The sequence below is a fragment of the Streptomyces sp. BV286 genome (assembly GCF_019090165.1).
Classification (GTDB): domain Bacteria; phylum Actinomycetota; class Actinomycetes; order Streptomycetales; family Streptomycetaceae; genus Streptomyces.
Genome location: NZ_JAHRIB010000177.1, coordinates 173,857 through 200,170 on the forward strand (window position 1 = coordinate 173,857; position 26,314 = coordinate 200,170).

The following is a 26,314-nucleotide window of genomic DNA, read 5'->3' on the forward strand; positions in this document are numbered from 1 at the left end:
ACCCCGCCTCGCGTCCGGCCCGGCTCGGCGCCGGAACGGACCTTCCGGACCGTGCGTCAAGTTGGCCGGGATACATCGGCACACGCTCCTCAGGAGTCACAGGACCCTCAACGGCCCCAGGTGCCCCGACGAGAACATGCGCCGCCCCTGCGGACGCCTGGGTCAGCCCCCGCGGACACGTGGGGCAGTACGCCCCGCCCGTGCCGCGGTTCATCCCGCACGGCGGCACGCCGGTCGGGACCTGCCGTGCGCGACCCCGAACCGGCGTGCCGCCGTGCTGACGAAAGGAGCGGCCGGGTCGGCCCGAAGGGCTCAGATGATCTTCATCCGGACGAGGGCGCCCAGCGTCAGCGCCCCCGGAAGCAGCGGCAGCCAGACCGTGATGACGCGGAAGGCGAGGACCACCGCCGTCGCCACCGCGGCCGGACCGCCCGCCGCGACCAGCGCCACGATCAGCGCGGCCTCCACCGAGCCGATCCCGCCCGGCGTCGGCACCAGCGCGACGGCCACCGTGGCCGCCAGATAGGCGAGCGCCATGTGCAGCGGCGGCACCGGGAGCCCCAACGCCTGGCCCACCGCGACGAATCCGGCCGCCTGGCACACGGGGAAGGAGAACGAACCGCCCCACAGGGCGAGCGCGCGCACGGGGCGCCTGTGCACCGACCGGGCCTCGCCCAGCGCGGTCCGCAGGAAGGTGACCACGACGGCGCGCACCCGCCCGACGAGCAGCAGGACCGTCACGGCGACGCACACCACCGCACCCAGGACGAGCAGGAGCGGGCCCACCGCGCCGTCCGGGAGGAGCTCGCCGATCCGCAACGCGTCGGGGAAGGCGACCAGCAGGCCCAGCAGCAACCCGACACGCGCGATGGACTCCGCCAGCATGTAGAGCGCCAGCGCGGCCGACGAACGGGCCAGTGGAACCCCGCACACCGCCATGAACCGCAGATTGACCGCGCTCGCGCCCAGCCCCGTCGGCAGGAGGTGATTGGCCGCGCCCGCCGCGAACTGGGTCGCCACCAGCCGCCGCTTGGGCAGCCGCTGGACGAGCGCGCCCTGCCTGGTGACGGCGGCCGCCACCCACGTCAGGCATGTCGCGGCGACCGCGGCCAGCAGCCAGGGCCACTTCGCCGAGGCGAGATGACCGAAGCCCTCCGCCAGCACGGCCCGGTGCTGCACCGCGACCACGGCCACGAGAGCGAGCGGAAGCAGACACAGGATCTGCCGGACCGGGAGGCGTCTGGGGAGGCTCTGGGGGAGCCGTTCGACCGTCACACCGCCAGAGGCTTTCCACGCCGCACCAACATGAGGTTGCGGACACGGGGACGGTGGCTGACCGGCTGCGCACGGCATCGGGTCGTCCGGCTCGGCGGGAGCCGGAGCGCCGCTGAGGGGGGTCGGTTCGGTGAGTGTCATCGGATTCCCCTTGACCTCAAGGTTGATCGAGGTTCTACGGTCGGTCCCATGAGTATGGAGACGACAGCCTGGACGCAGTTGTACAGCGTCATGAACGCCCAGCGGGAGCGCCGGCCCTTCGCCCGCGAAACCCTCCGCCGTATCGCCGGATTCGCCCGCCCGCACCGGCGCCGGATCGTGCAGTTCGTGGTGCTCGGTGTGGCGACCGCGCTGCTCGCCGTGGCGACGCCGGTCCTGGCCGGACGCGTGGTGGACGCGATCGTGGCCGGCGGCGACGAGGGGACGGTCGTCCGGCTCGCCCTGCTCATCGCGGTGATCGCCGTCGCCGAGGCGGCGCTCGGCCTGGTGAGCCGCTGGTTCTCCGCGACGCTGGGCGAGGGACTGATCGTCGATCTGCGCACCGCCGTGTTCGACCACGTGCAGCGCATGCCGGTCGCGTTCTTCACACGCACTCGTACGGGCGCGCTCGTCAGCCGACTCAACAACGACGTGATCGGCGCCCAGCGCGCGTTCAGCAACACCCTGTCCGGAGTGGTGGGCAACGTCGTGACCCTGCTGCTCACGCTCGCCGTGATGCTCACCCTGTCCTGGCAGATCACCCTGCTCGCGCTCGTCCTGCTCCCCGTCTTCGTGGTGCCCGCCCGCCGGGTGGGCAGCCGGATGGCGAAGCTCCAGCGCGAGGCCGCCGATCTCAACGCCGCGATGGGCACGCGGATGACCGAACGCTTCTCCGCGCCCGGCGCCACCCTGATCAAACTGTTCGGGCGGCCCGGTGAGGAGTCCGACGAGTTCGCGGCCAGGGCCCGCCGCGTACGGGACATCGGGGTGCGTACGGCGATGGCGCAGACCGCGTTCATCACGGCCCTGACCCTGGTGTCCGCCCTCGCGCTCGCCCTGGTCTACGGCCTCGGCGGCTGGTACGCGCTGCGCGGCAGCCTGGAGCCGGGCGCCATCGTCTCGCTGGCCCTGCTCCTGACCCGTCTGTACGCGCCCCTCACCTCCCTGGCGGGCGCCCGCGTCGAGGTCATGAGCGCCCTGGTCAGCTTCGAGCGGGTCTTCGAGGTCCTCGACCTCAAGCCGCTCATCGAGGAGAAACCGAACGCCCGCACGGTCCCCGAGGGCCCCGCCTCCGTCGAGTTCACCGACGTCCGCTTCGCCTACCCGTCCGCCGACAAGGTCTCCCTGGCCTCCCTGGAGGAGGTCGCCGCCCTCGACACCCGCGGCGGCACCGAGGTCCTGCACGGCATCTCCTTCCGCGCCGAACCGGGCCAGACCGTCGCCCTCGTCGGCTCGTCCGGCGCCGGCAAGTCGACCGTCGCCTCCCTGCTGCCACGCCTGTACGACACCGACGAGGGTTCCGTACGCATCGGCGGCGTCGACGTCCGAGACCTGAGCGCCGAGTCGCTGCGGGCGACCCTCGGCATGGTCACCCAGGACGGCCACCTCTTCCACGACTCCGTCCGCGACAACCTGCTGCTCGCCCGCCCCGACGCCGACGAGGACGAACTGTGGGACGTGCTGCGCCGGGCCCGCCTCGAAAGCCTCGTGCGCTCCCTGCCCGACGGTCTCGACACGGTGGTCGGCGAGCGCGGCTACCGGCTCTCCGGCGGCGAACGCCAGCGCATGACCATCGCGCGGCTGCTGCTGGCCCGCCAGCGCGTGGTCGTCCTCGACGAGGCCACCGCCCACCTGGACAACACCTCGGAGGCCGCCGTCCAGGAGGCGCTCGTCGAGGCCCTGGAAGGACGCACCGCGATCGTCATCGCACACCGGCTGTCGACGGTACGGGCCGCCGACCTGATCCTCGTGGTCGAGGCGGGCCTGATCGTGGAACGCGGCACGCACGACGAACTGCTGGCGGCGGACGGCCGGTACGCGCAGCTGTACCGGACGCAGTTCGCGAAGCCCGCACACCACGACCCGCACCTCGCGGACCCGGACGGCGTGACCGAGATCGCTGTGGCCGAAGGGGTGGTGGCATAGGCAGCGCGCCCGCCGCCGCCGTACTCTGGCGGCGTCGGCGCGTACCCGCCCGGGACGCGACCCTCTTCCCCTCGGGAGCAACGCCTCATGCTGCGCACCATGTTCAAGTCGAAGATCCACCGTGCCACCGTGACCCAGGCCGACCTGCACTACGTCGGCTCCGTGACCATCGACGCCGACCTCCTCGACGCCGCCGACCTGCTGCCCGGCGAGCTGGTCCACATCGTCGACATCACGAACGGCGCCCGCCTGGAGACGTACGTCATCGAGGGCGAGCGCGGGTCCGGCGTCGTCGGCATCAACGGTGCGGCGGCCCACCTCGTGCACCCCGGCGATCTGGTGATCATCATCAGTTACGCTCAGGTCTCCGACGCCGAGGCCCGTGCGCTGCGGCCGCGGGTCGTGCACGTGGACGGCGACAACCGGATCGTGACGCTCGGCACGGACCCGTCCGAGCCGGTACCGGGATCGGACCAGGCGCGCAGCCCGCAGGCCGTCCCGGCCTGACCCTCACCACGAGGAGAGTCCATGAGCGAGACCACGATCCGCGACGACCGGGCGGGCGGCCGCCTGGAGGCGTACTCGGGTGACGAAGTGGCGGGCCGCATCGAGTACTTCGTCCTCGAAAGCCCCCGTCGTGCCCTCGTCCCGGTCCACACCGTCGTGGAGCCCGCCCACGAGGGCAAGGGCATCGCGGGCTCCCTGGCCCGCGAGCTGTACGCGATCTCGGCCCGCGAGGGCGTACCGGTCGCTCCGCTCTGCCCGTACGTCGTGAAGTGGGCCGAGCGGCATCCGCAGGAGGCACCGGTGGCCGACCCCGCCCTGCTGGACGCGGCGAAGGAATGGCTCGCGGCCCGTCCGGAACTCTTCTGACCGGGCCGCCGGCGGGGCCCGTGCCCGGATGCACGGGCGCGGGGGGCCGGTCGACCGGGTCCCCACGCCCCTGACGAGGCAGAGCCACCTAGCCCCTCGTCCGTCCCGCGAGGGAGTGAGTGGGCGCCGCGAGCCCGGGTAGTCGGGGGAGAAGTCCAGAGCCGACGTTCCCTCTGGCTGGAGGACAAGATGACGCATCCGTTTCCCGACCCGGTGAGGCCGGACCCCACGCCCGGCCCGGGCCCGGACCGCCCGCAGCCCTTCCCGGACCCGATGCCGGGCCCGGATCCGACCCCCGGTCCGTCCCCGAGCCCGGTGCCACAGCCCCCGGCGCCCCCGCGCCCGGCTCCGGGCCCGGAGCCGACACCACCACCGGAGCCGCAGCCGGGCCCTCTCGGCTAGGAGGCGACGAAGACGGGCGGGCGGCTCGGTGAAGACATGTCCTCACCGAGCCGCCCGCCCGTCTTCAGGGTGTGGGGACCGGGCTTGCCGGTCCCTCGCCCACCCGCGGCCCGCGAGGGACCCTCAGCCGGACACCTCGGACCGGTCCCCGCCCCACAGGGTGTGGAACGAGCCCTCCCGGTCGGTGCGCCGGTACGTGTGCGCGCCGAAGAAGTCCCGCTGCCCCTGCGTGAGCGCCGCCGGCAACCGCTCGGCACGCAGCGCGTCGTAGTACGCCAGCGCCGCCGCGAACCCGGGCGTCGGAACCCCCTGCTGCACCGCGGAGACCAGCACCGCGCGCCAGTCGTCCTGCGCGGCCCCGATCTCCTGCGCGAACGTGTCGTCGGAGAGCAGGCTCGGCAGGTCGGCCCGCGCGTCGTAGGCGGCGCGGATACGGTCCAGGAAGGCCGCCCGGATAATGCAGCCGCCGCGCCAGAGGGCGGAGACGGCACCGAGGTCGATGTCCCAGTCGTACTCCGCGCCGCCCGCCGCGATCTCGTGGAAGCCCTGCGTGTACGACACGATCTTCGACGCGTACAGCGCCTGCTCGACACGGTCGGCGAACGCCGCCGCCTCCGACTCGCTCAGCGGGGTCGCCTTCGGGCCGGCCAGCCCGCGAGAGGCCTCGCGCAGTGCCGCGTGGCCGGAGAGGGAGCGGGCGAAGACGGCCTCGGCGATGCCCGACACCGGTACGCCCAGGTCGAGGGCGATCTGCACGGTCCAGCGACCGGTGCCCTTCTGCTCGGCCTGGTCCACCACCACGTCCACGAACGGCTTGCCCGTCGCCGCGTCCACGTGCGACAGGACCTCGGCGGTGATCTCGATCAGGTAGGAGTCGAGACGGCCCGTGTTCCAGGTGCGGAAGATGTCGGCGATCTGCGCGGGGGAGTACCCGGCGACATCGCGCAGCAGCTGGTACGCCTCACCGATCAGCTGCATGTCGGCGTACTCGATGCCGTTGTGGACCATCTTCACGAAGTGCCCGGCACCGTCCGGACCCACGTGCGACACACAGGGGGTGCCGTCCTCGGCCTTCGCGGAGATCTTCTCCAGCATCGGACCGAGCGAGTCGTACGACTCGACCGGGCCGCCCGGCATGATGCTCGGGCCGAGCAGCGCGCCCTCCTCGCCGCCCGAGACGCCCATGCCCACGAAGTGGATGCCCTGCTCGCGCAGGTCGCGCTCCCGGCGCCGGGTGTCCGCGAAGTGCGCGTTGCCCCCGTCGATGATCATGTCGCCGGGCTCCAGGAGCGGGGCGAACTCCTGGATCACCGCGTCGGTCGGCTCGCCGGCCTTCACCATGATCACGAGGCGGCGCGGCCGCTCGAGCGCGGCCACGAACTCCTTGGCGGTCTCCGCCGCGACGAAGGTGCCCTCGCTGCCGAACTCCTCCACCAGCGCGTGCGTACGCGCGGCCGTCCGGTTGTGCAGGGCGACCGTGTATCCGTTCCGCGCGAAGTTACGGGCGAGATTGCGCCCCATCACCGCGAGTCCCGTGACGCCGATCTGCGCTGAGTTGCTCATACGGTTTGGCTCCTAAGATCCTGAATCGGTGGTGCCGGTCCTGCCCGTCAGTACTGACCCACCGACCATCCTGACTTGCCGGTTCTCCGACCTCACATCCTGCCTTGCCGACCGTGTGTACGCAGCGGAGGGCGCCCCTGCCTCAGTGCCCCGGCGAACTTCGCCGCCGCGCCCCGGACGGCCATCGACGCAGGCGGCCGCCAACGAGGGTGTGTTCCCGGTCACTTGGCGGGACCAGGGCGGCTGATTGTGGCCTTGTCATGGCCTGTTAGCAGCGCATACTTTTGCCGCTCCTGACGCTTGTCGAGGGGGCACCTTCATGGCCGTACGCGGTCGGCACCGCCGGTATCAGCCCAAGAGGCTCAATCGCGCCTCACTCACGGTCACGGTGGGCGGTGCCGGGATGGCCATGCCGCTCATCGGCACCGGCGTCGCGGACGCGGCCGACGTGGACACCTGGAACAAGGTCGCCGCCTGCGAGTCCACGAACGACTGGGACATCAACACGGGCAACGGCTACTACGGCGGGCTCCAGTTCAGCCAGTCCACCTGGGAGGCCTACGGCGGCCGGGCCTACGCGGCGCGCGCCGACCTCGCCACCAAGGACCAGCAGATCGCCGTCGCCGAGAAGGTCCTCAAGGGCCAGGGCCCCGGCGCCTGGCCCTCCTGCTCGGTGCGGGCGGGGCTCACCCGCGGCGGCGACACCCCCGACATCAACCCGTCGGGCACCTCCACCGGGACGCCCAAGCGCTCGGTCCGCGACGTGCAGCCGCAGACCACGCCCCAGTCCCGGGCCGGCACCGCCGAGATGTACACCGTCGTCCGGGGCGACACGCTCTCCGGAATCGCCGGTGCCCGCCAGGTCCCGGGCGGCTGGCGGCAGTTGTACGACACCAACCGCGAGGCGGTCGGCGCCGACCCCGACCTGATCGTTCCCGGCCAGCGGCTCAGCCTCCGCACGAAGGCGGAGCCGGGCACCGCGTCCCCCGCCGACACGTCCGACAGGGCGGACAAGGCGGACCGGAAGCCGGAGAGCAGGAAGCCCGAGAAGAAACCGGAGAAGAAGACTGCGGAGAAGTCGCAGAAGAGGACCCAGTCGACCACGCAGGCCCTCACCGCCCCGGTAAGCGCCGGCATCGGCACGCCGTACCACGCGGCGGGTTCCTCCTGGTCGAAGGGCTACCACACGGGGGTCGACTTCCCGGTGCCGACCGGCACGTCCGTCATGTCGGTCGGGGCGGGCAGCGTGGTGACCGCGGGCTGGGGCGGTTCCTTCGGCTACCAGGTGGTGGTCCGGCACGGCGACGGCCGCTACAGCCAGTACGCCCACCTGTCAGCGATATCCGTGAAGGCAGGGCAGAGCGTCGGCGGCGGCCAGCGCATCGGCCGCTCGGGCTCCACGGGCAACAGCTCGGGCCCGCATCTGCACTTCGAGGTGCGGACGGGGCCCGGTTTCGGCAGCGATGTCGACCCGATCGCCTATCTGCGTGCGGGTGGCGTCAGGATTTGACGCAGGAGCGGATCACCATCGGGGCCGGCATCAACGGCAGGTACGGAAGTCCGCCGTAGTACGGGCCGCCGGGCCACGCCGACTCGTCCAGGCCGCCCGGCACGTCGTCGGGCGGCGGAGGACCGTTCGATCCGGGCGGCGACACCAGGGCCCCGTTCCGCCCGGAGGCGAGCACGGCGGCAGGGGTGAGCGCCCCGTCCGGTACGTCGGCGCGCGTGAGCGTGCTCTCCGGTGCGCCGCTGCGGGCGAGCGTCGTCTCCCGCGCTCCGGCGGGAGCGCGGTTCTCCTCCCGCACGGCGGCCGCCGTGAACGTTTCTGCCCAGGCGCCCGGCGCCGTGTACGCCTTCTCCCGGACCCCGATGGAGATCCGTCGCTCCGCGGAGACGGGCCGGCCGGGAAGCACGCCGGCCTTCTCGAAGAGGCCCGGCACGGCCTCCGCGGGCGTACCCGCGACCGTGAGCGCCACTCCGGTCGCCACTCCGGTCTCCGTCGGAACGGGCATCGGCACCGGACGCGTACGCTCCGAGCCGCTGATGCGCTCCGTGGTGAGCAGGATCAGGCCACCGGCCGCGACGACTCCACAGCCCAGCGCGAGCACCGTACCCGTGGAGCCGTGGCGGAACGTCTCGCCGAACATCGTGATGCCGACCGCGGCGGCCACGATGGGGTTGACCACGGTCAGCGTGGCCAGCGGCGCCGCCAGACCGGCACCCCGGTAGGAAGCCTGCGAGAGCAGCATTCCGGCGGTCGCGAGGACACCGATCACGGCGAGACTCGGCAGGTCGGCGAGCGTGACACCGCCCGTCCAGTCCACCGCGACGGTCTTCGTGAACACAGACGACATACCGAAGGCGACACCCGCCGCGATCGCCAGCAGCACGCTGCGCACGGCCGGGTGCCGGTGCACCGCGCGGGCCGCCGTCATCAGCGCCACCACCGCGCCGCCCGTGACCAGGGCCACCACGACACGCTGCGTGCTGCTCAGGGACTGCGAGTCGGCCGTGCCCACCAGTGCCAGCAGCCCGGCCAGACCGACCGTCGCCATGATCGCGCCCCGCCAGGCGGTCGCGCCCGCCCTGCGGCGGACGAAGAGGGCCGCCATCGGCAGCGCGAACACGATGGTCAGCGCGCCGAGCGGCTGGACCAGGCTGAGCGGCCCGTAGGCCAGCGCCACGACGTGCAGCAGCCCGCCGAGGGCGTTGAGACCCACCGCGGCCCACCAGGCGAGCTGGTGCATGGGAGCGTAGGTACGGTCCGGCGTGGTCGCCGCGACGCGTTCCTGCACGATGGCGCCACCGGCGTAGGCGACGGCGGAGACGAGAGAGAGCACCACGGACAGCACGAGTGCGCTCATGTGTCGCTCCTCAGCGTGTGGCGGACCCGCTCCGGCGAGCGAAGCGTCCGGTGCGGCGATCGGTCGGCTTCCATGGTCAATACGATCCCTTGTGAAAGGTCCCGTGTCGTCGTCCCAAAGCAGTCATTGGGTCCTACTGCCGATGGAGTACGTCAGGGCCCCTGTCCTCCCCAGGTGGGGTGACACCGACTACAACCCGCCTCGTGGCGCCGTTATGCCCCCTTGGTGTACTTGGTCTTTGTGAACCTCGATTCGGACCTCAATCGGCTCGCCGCCCTCGAAGGTTTCTTCGCCCTGCGCACGGGATCACGCCCCGAGGGCCCGCCGCTGCCCACGCTCGCCGACGCCTACGCGGCACGAGGCGTCACCGCCGGGCCGGATCCGCTCACCTTCCGTGTCGGCAAGGTCGTGAGGCTGCTGGGCGCGCCCGAGACGCGCATCGGGGTCTCGGTGACACAGCAGGGACTCGCCGCCCGGCTGTGGTCGGTGGCCCTGGGCGCGGCAGCGCTCTACGGGCAGGTGCCGGACCTCGACCCGCGCCTGCTGCACTGGGACGCGGACGGCAGCGCACCCGACGACCTGTGGCTGGCGCAGGTGCGCGCGCTGCCCGGCGACGCGGCGACGGTCCGCCGCCTCGTGCACCACGGCCACCTGGAGCCCCTCGCGGCGGCGCTGCGGGCCCGGCACCCGGTCGCCGCGGGGCTGCTGTGGGGCAACGCGGCCTCGGCGCTCGCGGCCGCCGCACGCCAGCTCGACACGTGGGCCCGCACCCACGGCCGCACGGACGTGGGAGAGCGCGCCCGCGCACTCGCCGCCGAACTCCTCGACCACCCCGACCTGCGGGACACCGGAACCCTGACCGGCACGGCGTTCCGCCGGCGCAGTTGCTGCCTCTACTACCGGGTCCCCGGCGGCGGAGTCTGCGGCGACTGCTGCTTCACACGGGCGCCGCGCTCTTCCCCCACCGCCACATCTGGGTGACCATGTGGGCATCAGCCGCTGAGACAGGGGGTTCCGGGTGCGAGTGGGACTACTGACCCGGGAGTACCCGCCGGACGTGTACGGCGGAGCGGGGGTCCACGTCGAGTTCCTCGCCCGGGAGTTGAGACCCCTCACCGACCTGGACGTGCACTGCTGGGGCGAGGGCGCCACGGGCGGGGTGGTCCGGCACCGGCCGTGGCCCGTGCTCGACGGGGCCAACGACGCGTTGCGCACCTTCTCCGTGGACCTCTCCATGGCCGCGGCCCTGGAAGGCCGCGAACTCGTCCACTCGCACACCTGGTACGCGAACCTCGCAGGCCACTTCGCGAAGCTGCTGCACGGCATTCCGCACGTCATGACCGCCCACTCCCTGGAGCCGCTGCGCCCCTGGAAGGCCGAGCAGCTGGGTGGTGGTTACGCGCTGTCCAGCTGGGCCGAGCGCACCGCGATCGAGGCGGCCGACGGAGTGATCGCCGTCTCCGGGGCCATGCGCGAGGACATCCTCGGCTGCTATCCGGCCCTGGACCCGGCGAAGGTGCACATCGTGCACAACGGCATCGACACCGACCTCTACCGGCCCGACCACGGCACGGACGTCCTGGACCGGCTCGGCCTCGACACCTCCCGTCCGTACGTGCTGTTCGTGGGCCGCATCACCCGGCAGAAGGGCGTGCCCCACCTGCTGCGCGCGGTGCGCGACATCGATCCCGCCGCGCAGGTCGTGCTCTGCGCGGGCGCACCGGACACCCCGGAGATCGACCAGGAGTTCCGTGTCCTGTTCGAGGAGCTCAGCCGCGTCCGCGAGGGAGTGCACTGGATTCCGCAGATGCTGCCCCGCCCCGAGGTGATCCAACTCCTCACCCACGCCGCGGTCTTCGTGTGCCCCTCGGTGTACGAGCCCCTCGGCATCGTCAACCTGGAGGCGATGGCGTGCGGAACGCCCGTCGTGGCCTCGGCCGTGGGCGGTATCCCCGAGGTGGTGGACGACGGCCGAACGGGGGTACTCGTGCCCGTGGACGACGACTTCGAGGCAGGGCTCGCGCGAGCGCTGGACTCGGTCCTCGGCGATCCGGCGGCCGCGCGGGACATGGGCGAGGCCGGGCGGGTGCGCGCGGTGGACGAGTTCGGCTGGGACGCGGTCGCCCGGCGGACGGTCCGGCTCTACGAGGAGATCCTCAAGCAGGGGTAGAGCGAGGGGAGTTCCCCGAACAGGCGTAGTACGTCCTGCTCGGGGGCAGGCATGGGTCACTTAAGGGTGAGGGGAGCGGCCATGCGTCGTGGTGGGCCTTCGGTGCTCGGGATCGTGCTGGCGGGCGGAGAGGGCAAGCGCCTGATGCCCCTCACCGCGGACCGGGCCAAACCAGCGGTCACGTTCGGCGGCACGTACCGCCTCGTCGACTTCGTCCTGTCCAATCTCGTCAACGCGGACATCCTGCGCATCTGCGTACTGACGCAGTACAAGTCGCACTCGCTCGACCGGCACGTCACCACGACCTGGCGGATGTCCAGCCTGCTCGGCAACTACGTGACGCCGGTCCCGGCCCAGCAGCGGCTCGGCCCGCGCTGGTACCTGGGCAGCGCCGACGCGATCCTGCAGTCCCTGAACCTCGTGTACGACGAGCAGCCCGAGTACGTCGCGGTGTTCGGCGCCGACCACGTCTACCGCATGGACCCGCGGCAGATGCTCGCCCAGCACATCGACAGCGGCGCGGGGGTGACCGTGGCCGGCATCCGTGTGCCGCGGGCCGAGTCGTCGTCCTTCGGCGTGATCACGCCGGGCACGGACGGGCAGACGGTGGAGCGCTTCCTGGAGAAGCCCGCGGACCCGCCCGGCCTGCACGACGACCCCGAGTGCGTCTTCGCCTCGATGGGCAACTACATCTTCACCACCAAGGCCCTGATAGAGGCCCTCCAGCGGGACGCCGAGGACGCGAACTCGGTGCACGACATGGGCGGGTCGATCCTGCCCCAGCTCACCGACCGGGGCGAGGCCCGGCTCTACGACTTCAGCGACAACCACGTGCCCGGCGAGACGACCCGCGACCAGGGCTACTGGCGTGACGTGGGCACCCTCGACGCCTACTACGACGCCCATATGGACCTGATCGCCGAGCGGCCCGCCTTCAACCTCTTCAACCGCAGCTGGCCCATCTACACGAGCTCCGGCCAGCTGTCGCCCGCCCGGTTCAACGCGGGCGGCATGGCCAGCGAGTCGATCATCAGCGCGGGCTGTCTGATCCGGGGCCAGGTCACCCGCTCGGTTCTCTCCCCGGGCGTCGTCGTCGACCCGGGAGCCGTCGTCCAGGGGTCCATCCTCCACGACAACGTGCACATAGGCCGGGGCGCGGTGGTGCGCGGCGCGGTCCTCGACAAGAACGTGCAGGTGCCGCCGGGCGCGACCATCGGCGTCAATCCGGAGCGGGACCAGGAGCTCTACACGGTGTCCAAGGACGGTGTGATCGCCCTCGGCAAGGGCCAGCACGTGTCGTAGCGGCCGGGGCGCGTTGGGCTGCCGGGGTGGCAGCGGCGCGGCCCACCCGTGGATGTCCGGCGTGTCGGGCGAACCGAGCGGTCTCATGGCGCATGACCGCCAGGCGATCCAGCCCGACACGATGGAGGACATCCGTATGAGATGGACCGGACGCCCGTGCCTGCGTACGGCGACGGCGGTGACCGTCGCCGCCCTGCTCGGGCTGGGCGGCGCGCTCGGCGCTCCCGCCGTTCTGGCATCCGAGCCGGGCGGGGACCGGCTCACCGATCTGGTCAACCCGTTCATCGGCTCCGAGCGGGAGGGCAACACCTTCCCGGGCGCCGCCGTGCCGTTCGGCATGGTGCAGTTCTCCCCGGACACGGGCCACAACACCGGCTACGACTACTCCGACGACCGCGTCCGGGGCTTCTCCCTCGTCCATCTCTCCGGCGTCGGCTGCCGCCTCGGCGGCGACCTGCCCGTCCTGCCCACGACGGGCGAGGTCACGCTGACCGACCACGCGAAGTACGCCGCCCGGTTCGACCACGCCACCGAGAAGGCGAGCCCCGGCTACTACCGGGTCGGCCTGCGGAGCGGCACCGGCGGCGACGCGTCCGTCATCGACGCGGAGCTGACCGCGACCGGCCGCACCGGTGTGCAGCGCTACACCTTCCCGGCCACCGACAAGGCGAACGTCCTGCTGAACGCGGGGCAGGCGCTGCACCGGACGGTCTCCACGAAGGTGGAGATCCTGGACGACCGCACCGTACGCACCGCGATCACCGGTAGCGGCTTCTGCCAGGCCACCAGGCCGTACACCGTCTACACGCTCACCCGTTTCGACCGGCCGTTCACGACGTCCGGCACCTGGCGGGGCGACACCGTCACCGCGGGCTCCACCCGCTCGGCGGGCCCGGGGCGCGGTGGCGCCTACGTCCGCTTCGACACCACGAAGGACCGCACGGTCGAGGCGACCACCGCCCTGTCGTACGTCGACGCGCGCGGCGCCGCCGTCAACCTCCGGTCCGAGGGCGGCCGTTCCTTCGACGGCGTCCGGGACGGGGCCCGGCGGGCGTGGGAGGACCGGCTCGACGACGTACGGGTACAGGGCGGCGACCCCACGCTCCGCCGCACCTTCTACTCCTCGCTCTACCGTTCCTTCCTCGCCCCCAACCTCGGCAACGACGCCGACGGCCGCTACACGGGATGGGACCGCAAGGTCCACCGCGCGAAGGGCTTCACCTACTACCAGAACTGGTCGCTCTGGGACACCTACCGCACCCAGGCGCAGCTCCTCGCCCTCCTCGCGCCGCGCGAGTCGCGTGACATGGCCCTTTCCGTCCTCACGGTCGGGGAGGAGGGCGGCTGGCTGCCCAAGTGGGGCTACGGGACGGTCGAGACGAACATCATGACCGGCGACCCGGTCACCCCGTTCCTCACCAACGCGTACCAGCAGGGACTGCTGGAGGGGCACGAGGAGCGGGCCTACCGCGCGCTCAGGAGGAACGCCGACGGCGTGCCGCCCGCCGACTCGCCCGCGGTGGGACGCGAGGCGAACGCGGAGTACGTCGCCGGCGGCTTCGTCCCCACGATCAAGGGACGCCCGCACGCCAAGCCCGGCGACTCCGACTACGACCACGGGGCGTCGGCGACGCTGGAGTACGCCCTGTCCGACGCGATGCTCGCCCAGATGGCGAGGGACCTCGGCCATGAGGCCGACGCCGCGCGGTACGCCGCCCGCGCGCAGAACTACCGCCGGGTCTTCGACCCCTCGACCGGCTTCTTCCGGGCGCGGGACGCCTCGGGCGCCTTCACCGGTGTGGCCGACCCGGCCAGGAGCACGGGATTCCACGAGGGCACGTCCTGGCAGTACCAGTGGCTCGTTCCGCAGGACCTGCCCGGGATGATCGGCCTGATCGGCGGCCGGAAGGCGGCGAACGACCGGCTCGACGCGTTCTTCGCGTACGAGCGGCTCCTGAAGGACCCCGGGCGCACCGCCCGCGAGGTATGGGTCAACGGGCCGTACGCCTACTACAACGCGGCCACCTACAACCCGCAGAACGAACCCGACCTCATCGCCCCGTACACGTATCTCTCGACCGGGCAGCCGTGGAAGACCACCGACGTGGTGCACGCCGCGCTGACGCTCTTCACCGACACGCCCACGGGCATGACGGGCAACGACGACCTGGGGACCATGTCGGCCTGGCACGTCCTGTCGTCGATCGGGATCTTCCCGGTGCAGCCCGGATCCGACACCTGGGGCCTGTCCACGCCCGTCTTCGAACGGACCGACCTCGTGCTCGACCGCCGCTTCCACCCGCTGGGCAGGCTGACCGTGACGGCTCCCGGCACCTCGGACACCGCCCGCTATATCCGGTCGGTGCGCGGCGACGGCGCCGCCCTCGACCGGACGTACCTGACGACCGGTGCGCTTCGGGGCATCCGGGAGCTGGCCTTCACGGTGGGTGCGGAGCCGTCCGGCTGGGGCACGGCCGCGGACGCGGCGCCACCGGCCCTGAAGTGAGCTGACGGGGGACGGGCGACACCCGCTCCGGCGTGATGTCGCCCACTCCGAAAAGCCTCGTAGGCCACACGAGTCCCGCTCCTCCCACAAGGAGCGGGACTTAATCTGTTGTTAACTGTGGGTAACTAGATCGTACTTGACCGTAATCGCCTGCCCGGGATTGACTGCTGACTCACCCGCCGCCGACGCGAGAGCCAAATCCTTGACCTCTGACCTTCTCGCACCTCTCGACCTGGCGTTCTGGAACATCGAGTCCCCCGAGCACCCCATGCACCTCGGGGCACTCGGGATCTTCACGGCCACCTCGCCCGCCGCCGCCCGGCACGCGGCCGATCTGCTCGCGGCCCGCGCGGCCGGTGTACCGGGCCTGCGCATGCGGATCCGCGACATCTGGCGGCCGCTGGACCTCCGCCGGTCACCGGCCTTCGGCCTGCTCGGGCCGCTCGCCTTCGGCGGCGCCGCCCGGGAGGCGGCCCCGGACTTCGAGCCGCTCGACCACGTCCGTCTGCACGCCCCCGCCGCGGACTTCCACGCCGCCGCCGGCGCGATCATGCAGCGGCCCCTGGAGCGGGACAGGCCCCCGTGGGAGGCACACGTCGTGCCCGGCACGGAGGGAACCTCCTTCGCCGTGCTCTTCAAGTTCCACCACGCCCTTGCGGACGGACTGCGGGCCCTGACGCTCGCGGCCGCGATCCTCGACCCCGTGGAGATGCCGGCACCCCGTCCGCGTCCCGAGGAACCCGCCCGGGGCCTGCTCCCCGACCTGACGAAGCTCCCGGAGCTCGTCCGCGGCACACTCTCCGACGTCGGCCGGGCGCTCGACATCGGCACGTCCGTCGCCCGCGCCACCCTGGGCGTACGGTCCTCCCCGGCCCTGGTCTCGGAGCCCACCGGCACCCGCAGCGTCGCGGGCGTCGCCGTGGAACTCGACGAGATCCACATGATCCGCAAGAGCGTGGGCGGCACCGTCAACGACGTCCTCATCGCCGTCGTCGCGGGCGCCCTGCGCCGCTGGCTGGACGAGCGCGGCGACGGCAGCGAAGGGGTGGCACCCCGGGCCCTGATCCCCGTCTCGCGACGCCGCCCGCGCACCGCCCACCCGCAGGGCAACCGGCTCTCCGGATACCTGATACGGCTTCCCGTCGACGATCCGGACCCGCTGGCACGCCTCACCGCCGTGCGCACGGCCATGAACCGCAACAAGGACGCGGGACCCAATCGGGGCGCGGGCGCCGTCGCCCTGCTCGCCGACCACGTCCCGGCGCTCGGCCACCGGCTCGGCGGGCCCGTCGTGGGCCAGGCGGCCAGGCTGCTCTTCGACATCCTGGTCACCAGCGTGCCGCTGCCCGGCATCGGCATGAAGCTCGGCGGCTGCCCGCTGACCGAGGTGTACCCGCTCGCCCCGCTGGCCCGGGGCCAGGCCCTCGCGGTTGCGGTGTCGACGTTCCGCGGACGGGTCCACTACGGGCTCGTCGCCGACGCGAAGGCCGTCCCGGACCTCGACCTGCTGGCCGGGGCGCTGACCGCCGAGGTGGCGGAACTGGGCGCCGCCTGCGTGTCCTGAACCCTTCCCCGCGGGCCCGGCGGACCGCCCCGCCGGGCCCGCGGGAGACCGGTGATCATCGCGGGTTTGGTGCCTTTGCCCCGCACTCCGTAAAATTCCGCCTTCGAAAGCGAGCGCGGTTCGAGCGCGGCGCACAGACCCGAGGAACGGCAACGGCGATGACGGTGACACAGGACAGCCAGGCGGCCCCCGCCGTGGACACGGCAGAGGCTCCGGACGGCTCGTACGGTCCCGGTATCGACCCCGAGCGGCTGGCCGTGTGCCTCGGTGTGCTCGACGAACTCGAGAAGATCGACGTCGACCACCCCGACGCCGTGGCCGTCCGCCGCGCCACCGCGGGCATCTACCGCTCGGTCAAGCAGCGCCGTCGCCAGGAGCGCAGGGCCGCAAAGACCGCCCACGACAAGGCGGTCACCGAGGCCACGGCCACCGGCTCCGCCCAGCGCATCGACGACGAGACCGAGGGCGTCCTGCCGTCGTCGGTGACCGAGGCCGGCGAGATCGCGGGGATACTCCAGCGCCCCCGCTCCTGCTACACCTGCAAGACCCGCTACGTCGAGGTCGACTTCTTCTACCACCAGCTCTGCCAGAAGTGCGCCGCCGAGAACCGGGCCCGCCGTGACGCCCGCACCGACCTCACCGGCAAGCGCGCCCTGCTCACCGGCGGCCGCGCCAAGATCGGCATGTACATCGCCCTCAGGCTGCTGCGGGACGGCGCGCACACCACCATCACCACGCGCTTCCCGAACGACGCCATCCGCCGCTTCAAGGCCATGCCCGACAGCGACGAGTGGATCGGCCGGCTGAAGATCGTCGGCATCGACCTGCGCGACCCGGCCCAGGTCGTCGCGCTCGCCGACTCGGTCGCCGCCGAGGGCCCGCTCGACATCCTGATCAACAACGCCGCGCAGACCGTACGCCGCTCCCCGGGCGCCTACAGCGAGCTGCTCGCCGCCGAATCCGGTCCGCTGCCCACCGGTGAGCTGCCGCCCGCCGAGGTCATCGGCACCTTCGGCTCCGGCGCCGTCTCCGCGCTGCCGGTCGCGGGCAGCGGCGCGCTGACCGCACAGGACGTCACCGGTCTCGCGCTCGTGTCCGGTTCCGCCTCCCTGGAGCGGATCGCCGCCGGCACCGCCATCGACGCGGGCGGCCTCGTGCCCGACCTGCACGACACCAACAGCTGGATCCAGGCCGTCGAGGAGGTCACGCCCATCGAGCTCCTGGAGGTCCAGCTCTGCAACTCCACCGCGCCGTTCATCCTCATCAGCAGGCTGCGCGGGGCGATGGCCGCCGCCGACGCCGACCGCAGGTACATCGTGAACGTCTCCGCCATGGAGGGCGTCTTCAACCGCGGCTACAAGGGCGCGGGCCACCCGCACACCAACATGGCCAAGGCCGCGCTCAACATGCTCACGCGCACCAGCGCCCAGGAGATGTTCGAGAAGGACCGCATCCTGATGACCGCCGTCGACACCGGCTGGATCACCGACGAGCGGCCCCACCCGGACAAGATGCGGCTGGCCGACGCGGGCTTCCACGCGCCGCTCGACCTCATCGACGGGGCGGCCCGCGTGTACGACCCGATCGTGCGCGGTCAGCAGGGCGAGGACCTGTACGGGGTGTTCCTGAAGGACTACGCGCCCGGCAAGTGGTAGCCGCCGCGCGGGGCCGGGCGTACTGACGTCGCACGAAAGGTGCGGGCCGGTGAGGGCTGGGCGCTCAGCCCCCGCGCCCCTTGCGAGCGTGGGCCGGTGTCCAGTCGCGCGTGCCGTTCAGGGGCGGTGCGCCGCGCGCACCCTGGTGCCGCCGTCCACCAGCAGGTCCGTCCCCGTGACCCACTCCGCCGCGTCCGAGGCCAGCCAGACGACGGCCCGGGCGATGTCCGCGGGTTCACCGATGCGGCCCATCGGGAGCCCGGCCGCGATGTCGTCCTCGGCCGGCTCCCAGACGAAGCGCGCCATCTCGGTGCGTACGAGGCCGGGGGAGACGGAGTTGACCCGCACCCCGGGGGCGAGCTCGCCCGCGAGCTGCTGGGTGAGATGGATGAGGGCCGCCTTGCTCGTGCCGTAGGCGCCCAGGTTCGGCCCGACGTGCGCCGCGCCCTCGGTGCAGATGTTGACGACCGAGCCGCCGTGCTCACCCATCCAGGCCCGCCACGCGTGCTGCACCAGCCGCAGCGGCGCCTCCACGTTGATCGCGAACGCCTTCCCCCACCCGTCCGGGTCGGCGTCCATGAGGGGGCCGTAGGGCTGGTTGGTCGCCGCGTTGTTCACCAGCACGTCGATCCGGCCGTACTCGTCCATCGCCAGCGCGGTCAGCTCCCGCAGATGCGCCGGATCGGCGACGGTGCCGGCGAGGCCCACGCCGCCGAGCCGGGCGGCGGCGCCGTGCACTCCGTCTGCGTCCCGCCCCGTGACGCAGACCCGCGCCCCCGCCGCCACGAGCCCCTCGGCGACGGCCAGCCCGATCCCTCGCGAGGCCCCGGTGACGATGGCGACCCTGCCCTCCAGCGCGTGCGGCGACATCATCCGCGTACCGTCTCATGACGGACCGTCAGCCGACAGGCCCCGTCCGGCAGGGCTTTGCCGCTGCCAGGAGTGACGCCGCCAGGCGTGCCGCTGTCCGGCAGGAGAGCGGTCAGTCGACGGCGCCCAGCCGCGCGTGCCGGGCCGACACGAGCTCCAGCACCGTGCGCCAGTCCTCCAGCACCCCCGCGTCCAGACCCGCGGTCCGGGCTGCTTCGTCGGCCTGCCGCAGTATCAGCACGTCCTCCAGGTCCGGCTCGTCCAGCACGGCGTGACGCACCCCGGCATCCCCGTGGAGACGTACGAGAAGGGCGACGCGCTCGCCGAGCAACGGCCGGACCGCGTCGGCCGCGTGGTCGGCGTGGACCGCGACGCCACCCGGCCGCAGCAACTGCCCGACGACGTGCACCAGACCCGCCACCTGGAGTTCCTTGTCGGCGGGGCGGCCCCGGCGCAGCAGCGCGGCGGTTTGCAGGGCGTGCTCGTGCAGATCCACCGGGGCGCCTCCGAGGCAGGCGGTGCCCCGGGTCCCTCGGCAGGCGTGCAGCAGATCCATCAGTTCCTCGACACTGCGCAGCTCCATGCGCCAGTCCTCCCTGCGGGCGAGAAAGGCCGTTGTCTCGCGCCAGCAGACCATGGCCGGCTTTCGGCCGGGCCAACGGGAACTGAACTGCGCACCGTGCGAAGGTCCCGCCCCGGGGCCGTGGCTCCCGGGGCGGACAGCCCCTCTCAGTGCCCCCGGTCGATCCACTCCTGGAGGTGCGGGGCCTCGGCGCCGACCGTCGTCGAGTCGCCGTGCCCGGTCCGCACCACCGTCTCGGCGGGCAGGTCGAGCAGCCGGGTCCGGATCGACTCGACGATCGTCGGGAAGTGGGAGAACGACCGGCCCGTCGCGCCCGGTCCGCCCTGGAAGAGGGTGTCGCCGGTGAAGACGGCACCCAGCTCCGGGGCGTACAGACACACGGCGCCCGGCGCGTGGCCGGGGGTGTGCAGGACGGTCAGCTCCACGCCCGCCACGGAGAGCCGCTCGCCGTCGGACAGTTCGCCGTCCGGCAGCCGGTCCGGGTGCGTCTGCTTCCAGAGCGGCAGGTCGTCCGGGTGCAGCAGGACCGGTGCGCCGGTGCGCGCCGCCAGCGCCGGGGCCGCGTCGATGTGGTCGTTGTGCGCGTGCGTGCACACGATGGCGCGCAGGGTGCGGTCGCCCAGGGCCTCGGCGATGGCGTCGGCGTCGTGCGCCGCGTCGATGACGACGGCCTCGGTGTCGTCGCCCACGATCCACACGTTGTTGTCGACGTCCCAGGTGCCGCCGTCCAGGCTGAAGGTGCCCGAGGTGACCAGGTGCTCGATGCGGGCGGCCATCAGAGCTCCACCACCGAGCGCAGCACGTCGCCCTCGTGCATGCGGTCGAAGGCCTGCTCCACCGCGTCGAGTGCGATGGTCTCCGTCACGAACGCCGACAGGTCCAGGCGGCCCTGCTGGTGGAGGTCGACCAGCATGGGGAAGTCGCGCGAGGGCAGGCAGTCGCCGTACCACGAGGACTTGAGGCTGCCGCCGCGGCCGAAGACGTCCAGCAGGGGCAGTTCGAGCTTCATCTCCGGTGTGGGGACACCGACCAGGACCACCGTGCCCGCGAGGTCACGGGCGTAGAACGCCTGCTTGTACGTCTCGGGCCGGCCGACCGCCTCGATGACGACGTCGGCTCCGAAGCCGCCGGTCAGCTCGCGGATCGCCTCGACGGGGTCCGTCTCCTTGGAGTTGACCGTGTGGGTGGCGCCCATCGTGCGGGCCTTCTCGAGCTTGCGGTCGTCGATGTCGACAGCAATGATCCTCGCGGCCCCGGCGAGGTTCGCACCGGCGATCGCGGCGTCGCCCACGCCCCCGCAGCCGATGACGGCCACCGAGTCGCCGCGGCCCACCCCGCCGGTGTTGATGGCCGCCCCGATGCCGGCCATCACGCCGCAGCCGAGGAGGCCCGCGACCGCCGGGGACACGGACGGGTCGACCTTGGTGCACTGGCCGGCCGCGACCAGGGTCTTCTCGGCGAAGGCGCCGATGCCCAGGGCGGGGGAGAGCTCGGTGCCGTCCTCCAGGGTCATCTTCTGCTTGGCGTTGTGCGTGTCGAAGCAGTACCAGGGGCGCCCGCGCAGACAGGCCCGGCACTGGCCGCACACCGCTCGCCAGTTGAGGATCACGAAGTCGCCGGGGGCCACGTCGGTGACGCCCTCGCCGACCGCCTCGACGACGCCCGCCGCCTCGTGGCCGAGCAGGAAGGGGTAGTCGTCGCTGATGCCGCCCTGCTTGTAGTGCAGGTCGGTGTGGCAGACACCGCAGGCCTGCACCTTCACCACGGCCTCGCCGGGACCCGGGTCCGGAATGAGAATCGTCCGGATCTGCACCGGTTCGTTCTTCCCGGGGGCGATGACACCGCGTACCTGCTGGGCGGCCATGTCGGGCTCCTTCGCATGGACAGTGGGGCGTTGATCATGTTGGCACAGGGCCGGACGGGTGGATCCGCGCCTGTGGACAACCGAGTGAAACACGGTGTGCGGAGCGCCCGGTGAAGGCCCGGCGACTTCAGATGGTTACACCTTGTTTTCAGCCCCATCGAGCGGCGGCCCGCTCATTTGGTTACCCTGTACGGGACGGACAGCTCATTTGGGTTCCACCCACACCCACGGTCCGTCCCGGGACAAGCCAGTCACCACGGCCTGCTCTCATGTGAGTTGACCGGCGCCACCGCGTCCGAACTGCCTTTACTCAAACCCGAGCGGGCGTGGAGCGGCCGGTAGCAGAGTGGTCCTGCACGCCCCGAGGGTGACCCGACACATAAGGAGTGCGCGGTGACACCGGAGAAGACGAATCTCGATCAGGGCACCAAGGACCGTACGGACGCAGGTCGGGCCGAGAAGCTCGGCAGTCTCGAGGTGTGGGCCAGGTCCGCCCCCATCCGCCTGGCGGGCTACGAGGACGACCTCGCCGAACCCCACATCCTGCCCAGCGTGGACTGACCGCCCAGGACCACGGAGGGCCCCTGGATCGCTGATCGGCATGGACGTGCCAGACTCGCGTCCATGCTGATCAGGGAAGCCGTGGACACCGACTGGCCGCACATCTGGCCGTTCTGGCACCGCATCGTCTCCGGTGCCGACACCTACGCCTGGGACCCGGACACCTCCGAGGAGGACGCCCGCGTCCTGTGGATGGCGCCGGGCAAGCGGGTGTACGTCGCCGAGGACACCACGGGACGCGTCCTCGGCTCCGCCTACGTCACCCCCAACTACGCGGGCCCCGCGGCCGCGGTCGCCAACGCCGGATTCATGGTCGACCCCGACCACTCGGGACGGGGCGTCGGCCGGGCGCTGGCCGAACACGTCCTGAGGACGGCCAAGGCCGACGGCTACCGGGCGATGGTCTTCAACGCCGTCGTGGAGACCAACCCCGCCGTGAAGCTGTGGACATCACTGGGCTTCACGATCGTGGGCACGATCCCCGACGCGTACGACCACCCCACCGAGGGCAGGGTGGGCCTGCACGTCATGCACCGCGCGCTCTGACCGGTCGGGCCCCGGGGAAACGCAGCCTCTTCTTGAGGTGTGAGGGACCGTGGCCGGCCCCGACGGACCGCGGACAAGCTGCCGGGACCTCTACCGCGCGGCACCGATCGGCGCCGTCCGCGTCCAGGGCCGCAGCTCCTCCAACTGCCCCGCCAGTTCCAGCAGCACCGCCTCGGAACCGGGCCGTCCCACCAGCTGAACGGCGCACGGCGCCCCGGACGGCAGCACCCCGAACGGCACCGACATCGCCGGCCATCCCGTCAGATTCCACGGCGGCGTCAACGGCGAGTAGTTCGTGTTGGCCAGCACGTTCCGCAGCCACCCCCGCTTGTGCCACTCCGCGGCGGCCGGCCCCCGCCGGGCCAGCGCGGGAGTGAGCAGTACGTCGTGCGCGGCGAAGAAGGGGGTGAGCCTCTCCCGCAGTTGCTGCCGGCGCACACCGGTGCGTACCGAGTCCACGAACCGCCGTCCCATGCTCGCGTGGACCCGGGTCCGCCGGGCGAGCCGCCGCGGATCGAGTCCCTCCGCGTCCACCGCCGTCCCCGCCGTCCAGTGGGCGAGCGAGGTCGTCCCCAGCCACACCGGATACGGCGGATCCGCCCGCCGGACCCGATGTCCCGCCGTCGCCAGCAACTCGCCCGCCGCACGGGCCGCGTCGGCGTAGGGCCGGCTGACGGTAACCCCCACCAGCGGGCTCCGCACGGAGAGGGCGACCGTCCGGGTGACGGGCTCCCCGGGCCCGGCGGTCTCCGTCGCGGACAGGACCGAGAACATCAGCCGCGCGTCCTCGACCGTCGTCGCCAGCGGCCCGTTCTCGGACATCCCGAACCAGTCACCGTGGCCGATCCCCGCCGGGACGACGCCGTGTCCGGGCTTCAGCCCGACCAGGCCACAGTTGGCGGCGGGTATGCGCAGTGAGCCCATGCCGTCGTTGCCGAGCGCGATGGGCACCATGCCTGCGGCGACCGCGGCCGCGCTGCCGCCGGAGGAGCCGCCGGCCGTGCGCGTCGTGTCCCACGGATTGCGTGCCGTGCCGTGCACGCCCTCCGTGGTGCCGAAGACGCACAGCTCGGGGACGTTCGTCAGGCCGATCACGACGGCGCCCGCCGCACGGAGTCTGGCCACCGTGACGTGGTCCTCGTCCGCGGGGGTGTCCGGGCTCGCCGCGCTGCCGTTACGGGTGGACTCGCCGCGTACGCCCAGGTTGTCCTTCACGGCCACCGGCACGCCCGCGAGAGGCAGTTCGGCCAGGTCCGCGCGCTCCGCCACCTCGTCCGCCTCGGTGAGGGCGGCCGCCTTGCGCAGGTGGCGGAAGGCTCCCACGCGGGCGTCGAGCAGCTCGATCCGGGCGAGGTGCTCGGCCACCACCTCGCGGGGGGTGACCCGCTTCTCGCGTACTGCGGCAGCGATCTCTGCGGCGGTCCGGCCGGCCCAGCTGGTCACGGCGACTCCTCGGGGGACGTGGGCGTACTGGTGAGTTCGAGGAGCACTGTGCCCCGGCACGGACCGTCCAGTCGAGAGCCGCCGTGCTTGGACATTCGCTGCGCTCCTCTTGGACTTTCGATGCCGGGACTGGCCGGCCGCACCCACGGAGTGGCAGGTCATCCGACCACTGGCTCAACTTGGCCGACTTCGCACCCCATTGACAGCCCTCGAAGCCGGCCCAATCATCACACCTCCGATGAATGGGAGGGTGCCCGTGAGTACGGAAGCCAAGCGTGCGTATCCAGGACGGTCCCGGCTGGTCGGTGTCGTGACGGCGCTCCTGCTGCTCGCGGCACCGGTCCCCGTGGCAGGGGCGGCCGAGGCGGCGGACGCCACGCCCCCGGTCACCGTCCCTGCCCTGTCCGACTGGACGCCGGGATCCGGCCAGTACGTCTACGGACGCGGCACCCGTCTCGTCGCGGACGGCACGGCGGAGCGCCGCGTCGCGGCCACCCTCGCGGGCGATCTGCGGGCGGCGGGACACGGCACCGTCCCCGTCGTGAGCAGGGGAGCGCGCAAGGGCGACATCGTTGTCGATGTCACGCCCGCCAGGACCGAGCTGGGGAAGGAGGGGTACGAACTCCGCGCGGGCGAGCGCCTGTCGGTGTCGGGCGCGACCGAGACCGGCGCCTTCTACGGCACCCGGACCGTCCTTCAGCTCCTCGCGCAGGGAGACCGGCTGCCCGCGGGACACACCGTCGACGTGCCCCGCTACGAGGAGCGGGGAGTCGGCGTCTGCGCCTGCTACGTCCACATCACCCCGGCCTGGCTGGAGAACCTCGTACGCGACATGGCGTACCACAAGCTCAACCAGCTGCTGCTCGAACTGAAGGTGAAGAGCGACGCGCACCCCGAGGCCAACACCTGGGGCTACTACACCAAGGACGAGATACGCCGTCTCGTCGCCCTCGGCGAGAAGTACCACGTCACGATCATCCCGGAGATCAACTCCCCGGGGCACATGGACCCGTGGATCGAGAACCGCCCGGATCTCCAGCTCACCGACTCCGACGGCGACAAGCAGCCGTCCCGGCTCGACATCACGCGCCCCGAGGCCTTCGCCTACTACACGAGCCTGATGGACGAGTACGCGGAGGTGTTCAAGGCCGACTCGTGGCACATGGGCGCCGACGAGTACATGCTCGGCTCGGACTTCGCCAAGTACCCGCAGGTCCTGGAGTACGCCCGGGCGAAGTACGGCGCGGACGCCACCCCGCAGGACGCGTTCATCGACTTCGTCAACCGTGTCCACGCCTACGCGGCGGCCAGGGGCAAGGAGCTGCGCATCTGGAACGACGGTCTCACCGGCGCCAACACCGTGCCCGTCACGGCCGGGACGACGGTCGAGCACTGGCTGAACGTGGCGACGAAGCCAAGTCAACTCCTGGCCCAGGGCTACCCGTTGATGAACGCGGCCTACGCCCTCTATCTCGTCCGCGGCGGCTTCCACTCGGACACCGAGAGCCTGTACGACCAGAGTTGGGACCCACGCAGCTTCGAGGGCGAGAAGCTCGCCTCCCGCGAGGGCATCACCGGCGCGAAGATCAGCCTGTGGCCCGACAACGGCCGCGGCGAGACCGAGAACGAGGTGGCGCAGGACACCGACCCGGCACTGCGCCACATCGCGCAGGCCACCTGGGGCAGCCCTCGTCCGGACGCCACCTACGCCCGGTTCACCGCTCGCGCGGCGGCCGTGGGCCACGCCCCCGGATGGCGCGACCTCACCCGCGTGCCGGTCGCGGACGGGACGTACACCTTCCGCGCGGGGGCCACGGCCTTCACGGCCGAGACCCGGCGAACCCCGGACGGCTACGTGACCCTGAAGACCGCGGACGGCTGCCTCGAAGTGCGGGGCGGGAAGCTCACGCTCAACGTGCCGCTCCAGCCCGGGACCGAGGTGACCCGGCAGGCCTGTGACGCCGCGAACACCCTGCAGCGCTGGCAGTTGGCGCCCGTGGCGGGCGGCTACCGGCTCGTCAACGCGATCACGCAGATGGCCGTGCACGTGAGCGACGACGGCCGGCTCGCGCAGTACCCGCCGGACCAGCGGCGTCCCGCCGCATGGCACCTGGCCGCCGGATGACCCGCCCAGCTGACCCCCAGACCT

Annotated in this window: 21 protein-coding genes; 13 read left to right on the forward strand and 8 right to left on the reverse strand. The window is 72.2% G+C overall.

Features of this window, described 5'->3' with window-relative positions; translation table 11 throughout:
• Nucleotides 1-312: 312 nt before the first annotated feature.
• Nucleotides 313-1,275, reverse strand: a complete 963-nt coding sequence (locus KUF83_RS33625; RefSeq protein WP_308403249.1) for a lysylphosphatidylglycerol synthase transmembrane domain-containing protein — start codon at nt 1,273-1,275, stop codon at nt 313-315.
• A 189-nt stretch (nt 1,276-1,464) separates the two neighbouring features.
• On the opposite strand from KUF83_RS33625, the gene KUF83_RS33630 reads away from it, so the two are divergent.
• The 3 genes from KUF83_RS33630 (at nt 1,465) to KUF83_RS33640 (ending at nt 4,272) form a co-directional block, all read left to right on the forward strand.
• Entirely contained in the window at nt 1,465-3,399 is a 1,935-nt protein-coding gene (locus KUF83_RS33630) for an ABC transporter ATP-binding protein (RefSeq protein ID WP_254644732.1), read from the forward strand.
• Nucleotides 3,400-3,486: 87 nt separating this feature from the next.
• Nucleotides 3,487-3,906, forward strand: a complete 420-nt coding sequence (gene panD, locus KUF83_RS33635) for an aspartate 1-decarboxylase (RefSeq protein ID WP_217458795.1) — start codon at nt 3,487-3,489, stop codon at nt 3,904-3,906.
• A 21-nt stretch (nt 3,907-3,927) separates the two neighbouring features.
• Entirely contained in the window at nt 3,928-4,272 is a 345-nt protein-coding gene (locus KUF83_RS33640) for a GNAT family N-acetyltransferase (protein ID WP_217458796.1), read from the forward strand.
• Between the two features lie 525 nt (nt 4,273-4,797).
• Here the strand turns inward: KUF83_RS33640 and gndA are convergent.
• Nucleotides 4,798-6,237: an NADP-dependent phosphogluconate dehydrogenase gene (gene gndA, locus KUF83_RS33645; protein ID WP_217458797.1), complete on the reverse strand. Its 1,440-nt coding sequence runs from the start codon at nt 6,235-6,237 to the stop codon at nt 4,798-4,800.
• Between the two features lie 319 nt (nt 6,238-6,556).
• Here gndA and KUF83_RS33650 point away from each other — a divergent pair, with 319 nt between their 5' ends.
• Nucleotides 6,557-7,747 carry a transglycosylase family protein gene (locus tag KUF83_RS33650; protein WP_217458798.1) on the forward strand — a complete coding sequence of 397 codons (1,191 nt, stop codon included), beginning with the start codon at nt 6,557-6,559 and terminating at the stop codon, nt 7,745-7,747.
• On the opposite strand, the gene KUF83_RS33655 is transcribed toward KUF83_RS33650, so the two are convergent.
• Entirely contained in the window at nt 7,737-9,101 is a 1,365-nt protein-coding gene (locus KUF83_RS33655; protein WP_217458799.1) for a DMT family transporter, read from the reverse strand. The two genes, KUF83_RS33650 and KUF83_RS33655, sit on opposite strands and share 11 nt — an antisense overlap.
• A gap of 240 nt (nt 9,102-9,341) precedes the next feature.
• On the opposite strand from KUF83_RS33655, the gene KUF83_RS33660 reads away from it, so the two are divergent.
• The 6 genes from KUF83_RS33660 to KUF83_RS33685 all read left to right on the forward strand — a co-directional run bounded on the left by KUF83_RS33660 (nt 9,342) and on the right by KUF83_RS33685 (nt 18,298).
• Nucleotides 9,342-10,082, forward strand: coding sequence for a (2Fe-2S)-binding protein (locus KUF83_RS33660; protein WP_308403250.1), 741 nt, complete (start codon nt 9,342-9,344; stop codon nt 10,080-10,082).
• A gap of 37 nt (nt 10,083-10,119) precedes the next feature.
• Nucleotides 10,120-11,271, forward strand: a complete 1,152-nt coding sequence (gene glgA, locus KUF83_RS33665) for a glycogen synthase (protein ID WP_217458801.1) — start codon at nt 10,120-10,122, stop codon at nt 11,269-11,271.
• Nucleotides 11,272-11,352: 81 nt separating this feature from the next.
• Entirely contained in the window at nt 11,353-12,573 is a 1,221-nt protein-coding gene (gene glgC, locus KUF83_RS33670; protein ID WP_217458802.1) for a glucose-1-phosphate adenylyltransferase, read from the forward strand.
• 136 nt (nt 12,574-12,709) lie between these two features.
• Nucleotides 12,710-15,079 (forward strand): GH92 family glycosyl hydrolase, encoded by a 2,370-nt coding sequence (locus KUF83_RS33675; protein ID WP_217458859.1) that lies wholly within the window; start codon nt 12,710-12,712, stop codon nt 15,077-15,079.
• Nucleotides 15,080-15,281: 202 nt separating this feature from the next.
• Complete coding sequence (locus KUF83_RS33680; protein ID WP_217458803.1) at nt 15,282-16,643, forward strand: wax ester/triacylglycerol synthase family O-acyltransferase; 1,362 nt, start codon at nt 15,282-15,284, stop codon at nt 16,641-16,643.
• A gap of 158 nt (nt 16,644-16,801) precedes the next feature.
• Nucleotides 16,802-18,298 (forward strand): SDR family NAD(P)-dependent oxidoreductase, encoded by a 1,497-nt coding sequence (locus KUF83_RS33685; protein ID WP_217458804.1) that lies wholly within the window; start codon nt 16,802-16,804, stop codon nt 18,296-18,298.
• A gap of 117 nt (nt 18,299-18,415) precedes the next feature.
• Here KUF83_RS33685 and KUF83_RS33690 read toward each other — a convergent pair whose 3' ends face one another.
• From KUF83_RS33690 to KUF83_RS33705, 4 genes are all read right to left on the reverse strand, one after another.
• On the reverse strand, nt 18,416-19,171 hold the full coding sequence (locus KUF83_RS33690) for an SDR family oxidoreductase (protein WP_217458805.1): 756 nt from the start codon (nt 19,169-19,171) through the stop codon (nt 18,416-18,418).
• 109 nt (nt 19,172-19,280) lie between these two features.
• Nucleotides 19,281-19,751, reverse strand: a complete 471-nt coding sequence (locus tag KUF83_RS33695; RefSeq protein ID WP_217458806.1) for a hypothetical protein — start codon at nt 19,749-19,751, stop codon at nt 19,281-19,283.
• Nucleotides 19,752-19,897: 146 nt separating this feature from the next.
• A complete protein-coding gene (locus KUF83_RS33700) occupies nt 19,898-20,527 on the reverse strand; it encodes an MBL fold metallo-hydrolase (RefSeq protein ID WP_217458807.1) in 630 nt (209 codons plus the stop codon).
• On the reverse strand, nt 20,527-21,615 hold the full coding sequence (locus KUF83_RS33705; RefSeq protein ID WP_217458808.1) for an S-(hydroxymethyl)mycothiol dehydrogenase: 1,089 nt from the start codon (nt 21,613-21,615) through the stop codon (nt 20,527-20,529). Before KUF83_RS33705 ends, KUF83_RS33700 begins: the two co-directional genes overlap by 1 nt.
• 393 nt (nt 21,616-22,008) lie before the next feature.
• On the opposite strand from KUF83_RS33705, the gene KUF83_RS33710 reads away from it, so the two are divergent.
• Nucleotides 22,009-22,176, forward strand: a complete 168-nt coding sequence (locus KUF83_RS33710; protein WP_217458809.1) for a hypothetical protein — start codon at nt 22,009-22,011, stop codon at nt 22,174-22,176.
• Nucleotides 22,177-22,239: 63 nt separating this feature from the next.
• On the forward strand, nt 22,240-22,722 hold the full coding sequence (locus KUF83_RS33715; RefSeq protein ID WP_217458810.1) for a GNAT family N-acetyltransferase: 483 nt from the start codon (nt 22,240-22,242) through the stop codon (nt 22,720-22,722).
• 90 nt (nt 22,723-22,812) lie between these two features.
• On the opposite strand, the gene KUF83_RS33720 is transcribed toward KUF83_RS33715, so the two are convergent.
• Nucleotides 22,813-24,165: an amidase gene (locus KUF83_RS33720; protein ID WP_217458811.1), complete on the reverse strand. Its 1,353-nt coding sequence runs from the start codon at nt 24,163-24,165 to the stop codon at nt 22,813-22,815.
• 238 nt (nt 24,166-24,403) lie between these two features.
• Between KUF83_RS33720 and KUF83_RS33725 the strand changes: the two genes are divergently transcribed.
• On the forward strand, nt 24,404-26,290 hold the full coding sequence (locus tag KUF83_RS33725) for a family 20 glycosylhydrolase (RefSeq protein ID WP_217458812.1): 1,887 nt from the start codon (nt 24,404-24,406) through the stop codon (nt 26,288-26,290).
• The last annotated feature ends 24 nt before the right edge of the window (nt 26,291-26,314 follow it).

Excerpts from the sequence above, each read along its gene's own strand:
- KUF83_RS33630 (WP_254644732.1), top strand. The coding sequence starts at position 1,465 with ATGAGTATGGAGACGACAGCCTGGACGCAGTTGTACAGCGTCATGAAC.
- panD (WP_217458795.1), top strand. The coding sequence starts at position 3,487 with ATGCTGCGCACCATGTTCAAGTCGAAGATCCACCGTGCCACCGTGACC.
- KUF83_RS33640 (WP_217458796.1), top strand. The coding sequence starts at position 3,928 with ATGAGCGAGACCACGATCCGCGACGACCGGGCGGGCGGCCGCCTGGAG.
- gndA (WP_217458797.1), bottom strand. The coding sequence starts at position 6,237 with ATGAGCAACTCAGCGCAGATCGGCGTCACGGGACTCGCGGTGATGGGG.
- KUF83_RS33650 (WP_217458798.1), top strand. The coding sequence starts at position 6,557 with ATGGCCGTACGCGGTCGGCACCGCCGGTATCAGCCCAAGAGGCTCAAT.
- KUF83_RS33655 (WP_217458799.1), bottom strand. The coding sequence starts at position 9,101 with ATGAGCGCACTCGTGCTGTCCGTGGTGCTCTCTCTCGTCTCCGCCGTC.
- glgC (WP_217458802.1), top strand. The coding sequence starts at position 11,353 with ATGCGTCGTGGTGGGCCTTCGGTGCTCGGGATCGTGCTGGCGGGCGGA.
- KUF83_RS33675 (WP_217458859.1), top strand. The coding sequence starts at position 12,710 with ATGAGATGGACCGGACGCCCGTGCCTGCGTACGGCGACGGCGGTGACC.
- KUF83_RS33685 (WP_217458804.1), top strand. The coding sequence starts at position 16,802 with ATGACGGTGACACAGGACAGCCAGGCGGCCCCCGCCGTGGACACGGCA.
- KUF83_RS33690 (WP_217458805.1), bottom strand. The coding sequence starts at position 19,171 with ATGATGTCGCCGCACGCGCTGGAGGGCAGGGTCGCCATCGTCACCGGG.
- KUF83_RS33695 (WP_217458806.1), bottom strand. The coding sequence starts at position 19,751 with ATGGAGCTGCGCAGTGTCGAGGAACTGATGGATCTGCTGCACGCCTGC.
- KUF83_RS33700 (WP_217458807.1), bottom strand. The coding sequence starts at position 20,527 with ATGGCCGCCCGCATCGAGCACCTGGTCACCTCGGGCACCTTCAGCCTG.
- KUF83_RS33705 (WP_217458808.1), bottom strand. The coding sequence starts at position 21,615 with ATGGCCGCCCAGCAGGTACGCGGTGTCATCGCCCCCGGGAAGAACGAA.
- KUF83_RS33715 (WP_217458810.1), top strand. The coding sequence starts at position 22,240 with ATGCTGATCAGGGAAGCCGTGGACACCGACTGGCCGCACATCTGGCCG.
- KUF83_RS33725 (WP_217458812.1), top strand. The coding sequence starts at position 24,404 with ATGAATGGGAGGGTGCCCGTGAGTACGGAAGCCAAGCGTGCGTATCCA.